This is a genomic window from Aureimonas altamirensis (assembly GCF_023702225.1).
GTDB classification, from domain to species: Bacteria; Pseudomonadota; Alphaproteobacteria; order Rhizobiales; family Rhizobiaceae; genus Aureimonas; species Aureimonas altamirensis_B.
In genome coordinates this window covers 133,369-144,649 of sequence record NZ_JAMQCO010000002.1, presented here as the reverse complement: position 1 = coordinate 144,649, position 11,281 = coordinate 133,369, and the positions used below count along the sequence as shown (strand labels likewise).

The 11,281-nt window shown below is 67.0% G+C and carries 11 protein-coding genes; 4 read left to right on the top strand and 7 right to left on the bottom strand.

The window, feature by feature from the left end; translation table 11 throughout:
• Nucleotides 1-11: 11 nt before the first annotated feature.
• Nucleotides 12-1,817, top strand: coding sequence for an allophanate hydrolase (gene atzF, locus NDN16_RS03415; RefSeq protein WP_251112223.1), 1,806 nt, complete (start codon nucleotides 12-14; stop codon nucleotides 1,815-1,817).
• Between the two features lie 30 nt (nucleotides 1,818-1,847).
• Nucleotides 1,848-2,558 (top strand): GntR family transcriptional regulator, encoded by a 711-nt coding sequence (locus tag NDN16_RS03410; RefSeq protein ID WP_251112222.1) that lies wholly within the window; start codon nucleotides 1,848-1,850, stop codon nucleotides 2,556-2,558.
• On the opposite strand, the gene NDN16_RS03405 is transcribed toward NDN16_RS03410, so the two are convergent.
• The 7 genes from NDN16_RS03405 to NDN16_RS03375 are packed head-to-tail and all read right to left on the bottom strand — an operon-like array spanning nucleotide 2,522 to nucleotide 9,392.
• A complete protein-coding gene (locus NDN16_RS03405) occupies nucleotides 2,522-3,856 on the bottom strand; it encodes a M20 family metallopeptidase (protein WP_251112221.1) in 1,335 nt (444 codons plus the stop codon). The two genes, NDN16_RS03410 and NDN16_RS03405, sit on opposite strands and share 37 nt — an antisense overlap.
• Nucleotides 3,853-4,800 carry an ABC transporter permease gene (locus NDN16_RS03400; RefSeq protein ID WP_251112220.1) on the bottom strand — a complete coding sequence of 316 codons (948 nt, stop codon included), beginning with the start codon at nucleotides 4,798-4,800 and terminating at the stop codon, nucleotides 3,853-3,855. Before NDN16_RS03400 ends, NDN16_RS03405 begins: the two co-directional genes overlap by 4 nt.
• Nucleotides 4,797-5,783 carry an ABC transporter permease gene (locus NDN16_RS03395; RefSeq protein ID WP_251112219.1) on the bottom strand — a complete coding sequence of 329 codons (987 nt, stop codon included), beginning with the start codon at nucleotides 5,781-5,783 and terminating at the stop codon, nucleotides 4,797-4,799. Before NDN16_RS03395 ends, NDN16_RS03400 begins: the two co-directional genes overlap by 4 nt.
• Nucleotides 5,767-6,753, bottom strand: coding sequence for an autoinducer 2 ABC transporter substrate-binding protein (locus tag NDN16_RS03390; protein WP_251112218.1), 987 nt, complete (start codon nucleotides 6,751-6,753; stop codon nucleotides 5,767-5,769). Before NDN16_RS03390 ends, NDN16_RS03395 begins: the two co-directional genes overlap by 17 nt.
• A gap of 31 nt (nucleotides 6,754-6,784) precedes the next feature.
• Nucleotides 6,785-7,558 (bottom strand): ATP-binding cassette domain-containing protein, encoded by a 774-nt coding sequence (locus NDN16_RS03385; protein WP_251112217.1) that lies wholly within the window; start codon nucleotides 7,556-7,558, stop codon nucleotides 6,785-6,787.
• Between the two features lie 14 nt (nucleotides 7,559-7,572).
• Nucleotides 7,573-8,343 carry a glutamine amidotransferase gene (locus NDN16_RS03380; protein WP_251112216.1) on the bottom strand — a complete coding sequence of 257 codons (771 nt, stop codon included), beginning with the start codon at nucleotides 8,341-8,343 and terminating at the stop codon, nucleotides 7,573-7,575.
• Between the two features lie 23 nt (nucleotides 8,344-8,366).
• Nucleotides 8,367-9,392, bottom strand: coding sequence for a LacI family DNA-binding transcriptional regulator (locus tag NDN16_RS03375; RefSeq protein WP_251112215.1), 1,026 nt, complete (start codon nucleotides 9,390-9,392; stop codon nucleotides 8,367-8,369).
• A gap of 146 nt (nucleotides 9,393-9,538) precedes the next feature.
• Between NDN16_RS03375 and NDN16_RS03370 the strand changes: the two genes are divergently transcribed.
• Together NDN16_RS03370 and NDN16_RS03365 are read left to right on the top strand one after the other, a co-directional pair.
• Nucleotides 9,539-10,135: a cupin domain-containing protein gene (locus tag NDN16_RS03370; RefSeq protein WP_251112214.1), complete on the top strand. Its 597-nt coding sequence runs from the start codon at nucleotides 9,539-9,541 to the stop codon at nucleotides 10,133-10,135.
• Nucleotides 10,136-10,271: 136 nt separating this feature from the next.
• Nucleotides 10,272-11,207: an ABC transporter substrate-binding protein gene (locus tag NDN16_RS03365; RefSeq protein ID WP_251112213.1), complete on the top strand. Its 936-nt coding sequence runs from the start codon at nucleotides 10,272-10,274 to the stop codon at nucleotides 11,205-11,207.
• Nucleotides 11,208-11,281 lie beyond the last annotated feature (74 nt).

The following is an 11,281-nucleotide window of genomic DNA, read 5'->3' as shown; positions in this document are numbered from 1 at the left end:
ACATTCCGACAATGACCGATCTTCCGAAGTTCATCGACCTTTCATCACTGGCCGACGCCTACGCGGCGGGACTGACGCTGGACGCGATGATCGACGCCGTATCCGGGCGCATCGCGGCAGGCGATCCGGCCGCATTCATCGCCCCGGCCACCCGGCAGCAATTGACGCGGCAGGCAAGGGCGCTCGAGGAGCGGTCGCCCGTTCCCGGCAGCCTGCCGCTGTGGGGCGTCCCGGTTGCCGTCAAGGACAATATCGACGTCGCCGGCTTCCCGACTACGGCGGCGTGCCCGGCCTTTGCCTATACGCCGGATGCCGACGCGCATGTAGTGGCCCGGTTGCGTCAGGCCGGCGCGATCATCGTCGGCAAGACGAACCTCGACCAGTTCGCCACGGGGCTGAACGGCACGCGCTCGCCCTATGGCGCTCCGCGTTGCGTGTTCGACGCCGCCTATGTCTCGGGGGGCTCGTCCTCCGGCTCCGCCGTCGCGGTCGCCTCCGGCACGGCGGCGCTGGCGCTCGGCACCGACACCGCCGGCTCCGGGCGCGTGCCCGCCGCGTTCAACAATATCGTCGGCATCAAGCCTTCCACTGGCCGGGTGTCCACGACGGGCGTCGTCCCGGCCTGCCGCTCCATCGACGTCGTCACCGTGTTCGCCGCCACGGTGGCCGACGGCATCGCGGCGCGCCGCGTGATGGAGGGCTTCGACGCCGCCGATGCATTCTCCCGCCGCTTCGGCGAAACCCGGCTGCCGGCGCGTCTGCGCCTCGGCGTGCCGGAGGCGGAAGAGCAGGAGTTCTTCGGCAACGATGCCTATGCAGCGCTGTATCGCGCGGCGATAGAGCGGGCGCGGCTTCTCGGTGCGGAGATCGTGCCCTTCGATTATGCGCCCTTCCGAAAGGCGGCGGCGCTGCTTTACGAGGGTCCATGGGTGGCCGAGCGGCTGGCCGCCATCAAGCCCTTCATCGATGCCCAGCCGGACAGCGTCGAGCCGACGGTGCGCGCCATCATCGAAAGTGCGCGCGGCATGAGCGCGGTGGATGCCTTCGAGGGTGTCTACGCACTTGCCGGCTACCGCCGACAGGCGGAAAAGGCGATGGACGGCATCGACGCGCTGCTGCTGCCGACTTCGCCCGATATCCAGACGGTGGCGGCGATGCTTGCCGATCCGGTGGCATTGAACGCGCGTTTCGGCCGTTTCACCAACTTCGCCAATTTCTTCGGTGCTGCGGCCATCGCCGTTCCTGCCGGCTTCACGCCAGCCGGACTGCCCTTCGGCGTGCAACTGGTGGGCCGGGCCGACAGCGACGACGCGCTGGCCGGTTTTGCGGCGCGCCTGCATGAAGAAGCAGGCTGCGGAGCCGGACTGGACCGCGGCCTGAGCGTGCGGAACAAGCTGCCGGAACCATCGGGCGGTAGCTGGCTGGAGATCGCGGTCGTCGGCGCGCACCTGACAGGCATGCCGTTGAACGGCGAGCTTGCGGCACAGGGCGGACGGCTGGTGCGCACGGCGCGTACCGCACCGCATTACCGCCTTCACGCCCTGGCCGGTACGGTGCCGCCGAAACCCGGCCTCGTGCGGGAAGGCGGCTTTGCCGGCCCGGGGCTGGAGGTGGAGGTATGGAGCCTGCCGGCCAGTGGTTTCGGCCGCTTCGTCGCCGGGATCCCGCAGCCGCTCGGTGTCGGCAAGGTTGAGCTGGACGACGGCTCGCTGGTCACCGGCTTCATCTGCGAGCCGGCCGCGCTCGCCAATGCCAGCGAGATCACGCATTATGGTGGATGGCGCAACTACATCGCCAGCCGCGCCCCGGCCGCGTGACACGACATCATGACGCAGACGAACAGATACATGGCACGCCGTACGCAGGCCGACATGATCCGCGAGGCCATCGCCGACCGGATCGTGCATGGCATCCTGCTGCCGGGAGAGCCCCTGGACGAGGTTGGGCTGGCCGGCGAGTTCGGCGTCTCGCGCACGCCGGTCCGCGAGGCGATCCGGCAACTCGAATCCATCGGCCTCGCCCTGTCGCGTCCGCATCGGGGCGCGGTGGTGACGACGCTGACGGAAGCCGAGTTCCAGAACATCTTCCTTGTGATGGCGGAGCTGGAATCCCTTGCGGCCCGCCTGTGCGCGGCGGCCATGACGGCCGGAGAGAAAAGCCGGCTCGAGGCGCTTCATGCATCCGGCGAAGAGCTGGTGAAGGCCTCCGAGGTCGAACGCTACCGTTCCCACAATGACCGTTTCCACGATGCCATCTACGCCGGCAGCCATAACGGCTTTCTGGAAGAAACGGCGCGCAGCGTGCGCCGGCGGGTGGCGCCATTCCGCCGGCTGCAATTCGACGCCGACCGGCGCATCGACCGCTCTCAGGAGGAGCATGGCCGCGTCGTCGAGGCCATAGTGGCCGGCGATGGCGCCGCCGCCGCCGAGGCGATGGGCATTCACATGCGTATCGTCGGGCGCACCGTGGGGGACGTCTCCGGGGGCCTTGCGGAGCGGGAGCCCCGCAAGGCGGTGCCGTCTCAGGCGGCCGGCCGCTCCCGGTTGGTCCAGTCGTAGACGGCGAGCGCGATGGCCTTGGTGCAGGCTACCAGATCCTCGATCGAGACGCGCTCGTTCGGCTGGTGGCTCTGGGCCGGGTCGCCGGGCCCGAAATTGACCGTCGGCGTGTTGCCGAGCCCGGTCGGCAGTCCGATATCGCTGTGCGCTCCGAAGCCGGACAAGGCCGGGTCCAGCCTGGCCGATGCGACGGCGCGCTGGAAGCTTACCACGAAGGGGTGGTCTGCCGGAACCTCGGCGCAGTCGGCGTCGAGGATCCATTCCATCCGCGCCGGATGCTCCTTCAGGTAGGGGTCCGCAAGGCACAGCGCCGCCACATGCGCCTCGATCTCGCGCTTGACGTGGCCGCCGAGGCCGAACGCATCCTTCTCATGCGGCAGATACTGGACGTCGATGACGATTTCGCCGCGTCCCGCCATCGAGGAGGGATGCTCCCCGACATTGAGTTGCGTGACGATGATCTGGTTGGGCATGGCCATCAGCGGGTGGTTCTTGCGCGGATCGTGCATCCAGCGCCTGTTCAGGATGTCCAGCCCGTCCAGCATCTGCCGGGTCAACTGCACCGCATCCACGGGGCCACCGGCATACCAGGCGTTCGGCGTCAGCTCTGCATGGCCGCCTATGCCGTCGATCACGATGCGGCCCCAGAGGATGCCGTGGCACAAGGGCGCGATGCGGTTGGCGGTCGGCTCCGTCATGATGCCGGCATCGGCGCGAAAGCCCCGGTCGACCATGGCAAGCGAGCCCATGCCGCCGATCTCCTCGTCGACGACCGTGGTAAAGACGACATCGCCCTTCAGTTCTGCGCCGATCTCCTTGAGGATTTCCACCGCCATCAGCATGCAGGCGACGCCGCCTTTCATGTCCACCGTGCCGCGTCCGCGCACGAACCCGTCCTCCACAACGGGCACGAAGGGGTCGCTTTGCCAATGCGATGCAGGGCCGGGGGGCACGACGTCGATATGGCCCGTCAGCATGATCGAGCGGCCATTGCCGCTGCCCTTCAAGGTGCCGCCGAGATTGGGTCGGCCATCGAAGGTGCGGCCCTTGTTGGCGCCGGGGCGCCCCTCGTATCTGGCCAGCAAAGCGGGTCCGTCCGGCTCCCAGAGGTCGGTGGAGAAGCCGAGGGACTCCAGCCGCTTCTGCAGGTAGAGCTGGCAGTCGCGCTCGCCCGGGCCGGCCCCGGCGGGGTCGTTCATCACGATGGATGGAAACTCCACCAGACGCGACAGCGTGTCCACGATGCGGTCGGCGCGGGCCTCCACGGCCTCGGCAATGGTTTCCGGCGATAGGGTCATGCTGTCCTCCGAGCGATGGCGAGCGTGTCGACGAGAAGCACCGCCAGCAGCAGCGCGCCGACGATGCCGAGTTGCCAGATGCTGTTGACGTTGACGAGAAGAAGCCCCGTCTGCACCGTGACCAGCAGCAGCACGGCCGCAAGAACGCCGATGACGCCGCCACGTCCGCCGAAGATGGCGATCCCGCCCAGCATGGCGGCCGTAAGCGAGGTGAGTTCCAGGTTCTGGCCGATATTGGGGCGGGCGCTGCCCAGCCAGGCGAGACTGACGAGCGCCGCCGTGCCCGCCAGCGCGCCGCTGGCGACATAGGCGGCAAGGCGCAGGCGATCCACCGGTATGCCGACCAGCCGGGCGGAGCGCTCGTTGAAGCCGGTCGCATAGATCCAGCGGCCCCAGCTTGTGAAGCGAAGCATGGCGGCGACCAGCAGGAACAGCGGCAGTGCGAGCGTGAGGAAGGGAAGCGGCAACCCGCCGATGATGCCGCGTCCCCAGACCGTCAGCGCCGCGGGGACGTTGCCGATATTGGCGCCGCTGGTGATGGCCAGCGCCGTGCCGGAATAGATGTAGAAGGTGCCGAGCGTCCCGATCAACGGCAGGATCGCGAGGCGCGTGACGATCAACCCGTTGGCAAGGCCCAGCAGGCCTCCCAGCGCCAGGCAGGCCGGCACCAGCAGCCAGCCCGGCATGCCGGCCTGTACCGCCATCATGGCAAGGATGGCGGTCAGCGACATGGTGCCGCCGACCGAGAGGTCGATGCCGGCCCCGCCGCACAGGATCACAATGGCCTGCCCCAACGCCACCAGCGCCAGGATGGTCGAGAATTGCAGGACAGTCGTCACCGTGGACAGCGCTATCGCGCCCGGCTGCATCGCCGCCAGAATGGCGATCGCCGCAAGCCAGAGACCGGCAAGGAGATAAAGGGTGAAGTCCCTGGATCGGATCATCGTGCGGCCTCCGCAGTCTTCCGGATGCGCGGCGGTACGAGGCGGCCCGACGCCACTTCACCGCCGAGGACCAGCAGGATAAGGGCGCCCGTCACCACCGGTTGCCACAGCGAAGGCACGCCGACCAGCAGAAGGCCGTTCTGCAGGATGCGAAGCAGAAGGACGCCCAGCGCCGTACCCATCAGGCTGATGCGCCCGCCGAGGATACTGGTGCCGCCCAGCACGACGGCGGCGATGGCCTCCAGCGCCAGCGTGCCGCCGATGGTCATGGCGACGTTGCGGTAGGTGGCGATATAGAAGGTGGCGGCAAGGCCGCAAAGAAGCCCGCTGATGAGGAACGCGATGCAGGCCGTGCGGCGCACCGGCACTCCGGCCAGCCGTGCCTTGGCCTCGGATTGGCCTACGGCAAGCAGGTGCGGGCCGAAGGGCGTCTTCCGGACCGCGACGAAGACCGCGAGATAGGCGAGGGCGATCAGCGGCAGCGCCACCGGAACGCCGAAGGCCCGGGCGGCCAGAATGTCGGTCAGGCCGGTCGGCAGGCCCGAAAGCCAACTGCCGCCGAGCGCCAGGAAGATGGCCGCGCGATAGATGCCGTAGAGGCCGAGCGTGCCGACGATGGCCGGCACACGCCCCACCACGACGACGAGCGAGGCGACAAGGCCGAGCGCGGCGCCGGCCAACGGGCCGTCCAATGCGACCAGATACCAGGGCGCGCCGGCCTCCAGCATCTTGCCGACCAGGATGGCCGCCAATCCCATGGCGACGCCGACCGACACGTCGATGGCTCCGACGCCGAGAAGAAGCGTCATGCCGAGCCCGACGAGGAAAAGCTCGGTCGAGTTGCGCAGGATCGTGGCGATATTGGCAGGGGTGGCGAAGGTGGGCGACAGGAACGCGAACAACAGGCAGGCGGCCAGAATGGCCGCCCCCAGGATCGCTTCGCGTGTGCCGAACAGCCGCCCCATATCAGAAGTTGAAGTCATCGACATTGTCGGCGGTGAAGATCGCCGGATCGCCGAGCAGCAATATGCCGGTAGCGGCGTCGTAGGTGACGGCGTGGCTCATGCCTTCGGGCGTGACGGTCGCGGGGATTTCTGCCCCGTCGATCAGTTGCTTGCCCGCCCAGACGGTCAGATAGCCGAGTTCGGCCGGGTCCCAGAGGACGGTGTAGTCGAGCGCGCCGCTCTTCAGATAGCTGCGGGCCGTATTGGGGCTGCAATAGCCAGTCCCCACGACGTCTTCCGAGCGCCCGGCCGTTTCGATGGCCTGCGCCACGCCGGGGCAGGTGGTGGACGCGACACCGATGATGCCCGTCAGATCCGGGTTGGCGGTCATCAGGTCTGTGGCGATCTGCGCCGCCCTCTCGGCGCTGCCGCCGGCATACTGCGGCTCCATCAGCGTCACATTCGGGTATTTTTCCTTCACCCGCTCCTGCATGAAGCCGATCCAGGCGTTGAGGTTCGATGCCGTAGCTTCGCCGGAAACGATGGCGATCTTCGCGTCTTCGCCGGCCCTCTCGACCATCTGGTCGATGATCGCATAGCCGAGGCCCTGATCGGTCGCCTGCGCCACGTAGAGCGCGCGGCCGGACTGCGGCGCGTCGCTGTCGGCGGTAAAGAGCTTGATGTCCTTCGCCTTGGCCGCCTCCACCACCGGGGTCAGGCTGGAGGCGTCCAGGACGCTCACCGAGATGGCCCCGACGCCCTGGTTGATGAGGTTCTGGACGATCTGGAGCTGGTCCACCGGGTTGGTGTCGACCGGGCCCTGGTAGATGAAGTCGACGCCCAACGCTTCGGCGGCCTTGTCGCCGCCTGCCTGCATGGCGTCGAAATACGGGATGCCGACGATCTGCGGCACAAAGGCCACCTTGGGCTTTTCCTGTGCGGCCGCGATCGTGACGGCGGATGTCATGAGGGCCGCGAGGGCCATGGCGAGTTGCGATCTCTTGATCATGCGATTGGCCTTTCGTCGGACGTGCGGGTTTCTAGTGGCGCATCTCGAGCGCGCGCACGTCGGGATGCGCGCCCGTGATGAAGGAGACGATCTCCTCTGGATTGGTGTCGGCCTTGCGTTTTTCGGTGATCTTGCGGCCGCGCCGGAAGACGACGATGCGGTCCGCGACCTCGAAGACGTCGTGCATGTTGTGGCTGATCAGCACGACGGCGCGGCCGCTGTCGGCAAGACGGCGCGTCAGTTGCAGCACCTTGCGCGTTTCGGCCACGGCCAGCGCCGCCGTCGGCTCGTCCATGATGACCAGCCGCGCATTGAGGTTCAGCGCCCGGCAGATGGCCACGGCCTGCCTTTGTCCGCCGGACAGGGCGCCCACCGGCGCCTCCGGATCGGAGATATGGGCGTCCAGCTCTTCCAGGAGTTCCTTTACGCGGCGCTTCATGGCGGCGCGGCGCAACAGCGGCACGCCGAAGAAGCGGCGGGTCAGCTCCCGCCCCAGGAAGACGTTTTCCGCGATGGACAGGTTTTCCGACAGCGCCAGTTCCTGGAAGATGGTGGCGATGCCGAGGTCCGCGGCATCTTGCGGCGAAGAGAGGGCCACCGGCTTGCCATCCATCAGGAGTTCGCCGTCGCTTTGCGGGTGCGCGCCGGACAGAACCTTTATGAAGGTCGATTTTCCCGCGCCGTTATCGCCCAGAAGCGCCAGCACCTCGCCGCTGCGGATCGCAAGGTCGACGTCGGTAAGGGCGGCGAGTGCCCCGAAGCGCTTGGAGATGGATCTCGCCTCGACGAGCGGGCTGTCGGTCATCGTCGTCTCCCAGGTCAGCGCGTTTCCGTCAGCCAGGACAGGATGTTGCTCCACAACCGGCCATAGCCGTCCCATTCGCAGAAGGCCGGCGACAGCCAGTGCGGGCCGATGTCGGACGTCCAGGCGGCGGTGCGGCCCTTCTCATAGGTGCCGGTGACCAGCAGAGGGTGGCTGCCCTGGTCGTCGGGCAGGCGGAGGAGCAGGTCCGCACCCGGCTTCACCTCCACCTCGTTGACGCCCAGCAGCAGGGGCCAGCCGTCCTTCGGCAGGCCGGCCAGGGCGGGGTGGTCGGCGACGAAGACGGGCGCGGTCCCCTCCGGTATCTCGACGCGGTCGTCATAGGGAAGGCAGGTGACGGGAAGGGCCTCCTCCACCGGCGTTCGCCGCCAGCGGGCCTTGCCGTCAATGCCCTGGAACGAGAAATATCCGCCGATCATGAACAGGCCGCCGCCATCCGCTGTCCATTCGCGCAGCAGCTTCAGCCTGTTCGGCACGGTCTTGCTGTGCAGCCATACGGCGGGTGGCAGCAGCAGGGAATTGGCGCCGATATCCGACAGGATGATCGCGTCATAGGCATCCAGCCCCGAACGGTCGAAGGGGAATGCCTCGACGGCTTCGTGCGCCGGCATGTAGGTCAGCTCGAAGGGGCTGTCCTTCAGCGCTTTCACCAGCGGCTCGGCGCCGAGATGGAAGGTGACGGAGCCGAACTGGTCGAAGCCCTTGTAGTGGGTGGCCGAACTGACCCAGCTTTCGCCGACCAGCAGTACCTTCTTCTTGTCGGACATCGTATTTCCTTTCTGCTTTCGGTTCAGGCGAGGCGCGCCACCGAGTGGCGCCGGATGAGTTCGACCGGCAGGCGCGCCACGCTGGGGCCGCGCGTGCCGGCAAGGGAGTCCATGGCCATGTCGAGGGCGCGTTCGCCCATGGCCTGCAGGGGTTGGCGGATGGCCGTCACCGGAACGGCGAGGATTTCCAGCGGCCCGGCATCGTCGAAGGTGACGATGGAGATGTCGCGGCCCACGACCCTGTCGCGGCGGCGCAAGACGTGAAGCATTCCGATCAGGATCTCGTCACTGGCGCTGAAGACGGCGGAGACGCCCGGCATGGTATCCAGGATCTCCTCCATGGCCGCTTCGCCATGCGCGATGGTGTAGCTGCCGAACAGTTCCGAGACGATGGCGGCGTCGCCGCCCGCCTCATGCACGGCGTCGTGCAGGCCTTCGGCGCGTTCGCGTGCGCTCATCAGGTCGCAGGGGCCGCCGATATAGGCGATGCGGCGATGCCCATGCTCGATCAGGTGGAGCCCGGCCAGAAGGCCGCCCTGACGGTTGTCGGAGAACACCTTGAACAGATCGGTGCCCGGCACGTCCTCGTCCAGCAGCACGACGCGGCGGTCGCCGTTCAGCATGCCGGCCAGTTGGCCGTCCGGGTCGCCATGGTTGGTGGCGAAGACGAGCGCGTCGACGACGCCGGCCCCGAGCAAATGGAGATACTCCAGCTCGCGCTCCAGCCTGTTGGACGTGGCGCACAGCATCATCAGCATTCCGCGCGCCTGCGCGGCGCGCTCCACCGCCGCCGCGAGATTGGAGAAGAAGGGATTGTTGATATCCGGCACGACCAGCCCGATCGCGTCGGAACGTCCGAGGCTCAGGCTGCGCGCATGATGGTTCGGCCGGTAGCCGAGTTCCCTGATGGCCTTCTGGATCCGCCGACTTGTCGTCTCCGGCAGCGACAATTGCCCGGACAGGTATCGCGACACGGCGGCAGGCGAGAGCCCGGCAGCCTTCGCCACCTCTCCCAACGTCACCCGCTTCTTGCGTCCATCCTCGGCCATGAACGAGAGGTTGAAATTGTAAATCGCTTTAGTAAAGCGGTTAATTGTGACGCGCTGCCGCAAAATCGCGCAATAGCGTTCCAGTTACTTGAATGTCGTTCAAGCTGGCGGCATTCTGTCGACGGACAAGATGCGGAGATACCGGCATGGGGCGCAATTCCATCGACTTCAAGAGCGAAGGGGCCGCGGCGCGCCTCGGAACCCGCCTGCGCCATGCTCGGCAGATGCGCGCCATGACGTTGAAGGCGGTGGCGGCAGCCGCGCAATGCTCGGAAAGCCTCCTGTCCAAGGTCGAGAACGGGAAGGCCTCCCCGTCGCTGCCGATGCTGCATCGCCTGGTCGAGGTGCTCGGTACGAATATCGGCCGAATGTTCGAGGAGGCCGATGGTGAGGAAGGGATCGTCTATCGCGCCGGAGCACGGCCCCTGATCGCGCTCGACCCCCTGCGGCAGGGGCGCGGGATCGCGCTGGAGCGGGTCATCCCCTATGCTCCCGGCCATCTTTTGCAATGCAATATCCACCATCTGGCTCCGTTCGGCGAAAGCGCCGGGCCGATCAGCCATTCGGGCGAAGAGGTCGGCTACGTCATTACCGGAGAGGTGGAACTGATGGTGGACGACCTGGCCTTCAAACTCGCTGCCGGAGACAGCTTCGCCTTCCAGTCGGAGCGCCCCCACCACTACCGCAATCTCGGGGCGGAGCCGGCCGCCATCTTCTGGGTGAATACGCCTCCCACCTTTTGAATGCCCAATTGCGGTGCAAGATCGAAACCTGCCCGCAGTGCGTGCAAAACCCTTGACATAAATTCAAGTGTCTTGAATTCTCACCGTGCTCCGACGCCGGACTGCCGGCCGTGAACGCTCAAAGGAGACTTCAGACATGCGCCTGATCCGTAGACTTTCACAGACCGCGGCTGCCCTGTCGGTGCTGACCGCGGCGGCCGCCGCGAATGCGGACACCTATGCCCTGGTGACGATCAACCAGCAGGCTCTCTTCTTCAACCAGATCAACGACGGGGCAAGGGAGGCCGCGGCCGCCGCCGGCGTCGAACTGGTGATCTTCGATGCCAACAATGTGCCGGCGGCGCAGAACACCGCGATCGAGAATTACATCACGCAAAAGGTGGACGGCATCATCCTGGTCGCCATCGACGTGAACGGCGTCAAGCCGGCCATCACCGAAGCGAAGAACGCCGGCATACCGGTCATCGCCATCGACGCCCAGATCCCGGACGGCGACAACGTTTCCTTCGTCGGCGTCGACAATGCCGCCGCCGGGGCCGACATCGGCAAGTTCTTCGCCGATTACGTCAAGTCCGACATGGGCGGAGAGGCGACGGTGGGCGTGGTCGGCGCCCTCAACTCGTTCATCCAGAACCAGCGTCTCGACGGCTTCAAGGAGGCGGTCGCGGCATCGGGCGATGCCGTGACATTTACCGAGACGGTGGACGGGCAGAACGTGCAGGACGTCGCGCTTGGCGCCGCCGAAAACCTGTTGACGGCCAACCCCGCGATGACGGCCATCTACGCCACCGGCGAGCCGGCGCTGATCGGGGCCGTGTCCGCCGTGGAGAGCCAAGGCCGCCAATCGGACGTGAAGGTGTTCGGATGGGACCTCACCGCGCAGGCGGTCAAGGGTATCGACGAAGGCTGGGTCACGGCCGTCGTCCAGCAGGACCCGGCCGGCGAAGGCAAGGCAGCCGTGGAGGCGCTCGTGACGCTGAAGGGCGGCGGCACGGTGGAACCCGTCATCAACGTACCGGTGACGATCGTCACCAGGGAGAATGTCGACCAGTTCCGCTCGATGTTCCAGTGATCGAACCCGGCCGGGCGCTGTGGCGGCCGGCTCATTCTTGTCCGCCCGGCCATCCATGGCCGGGCCCCGGAACG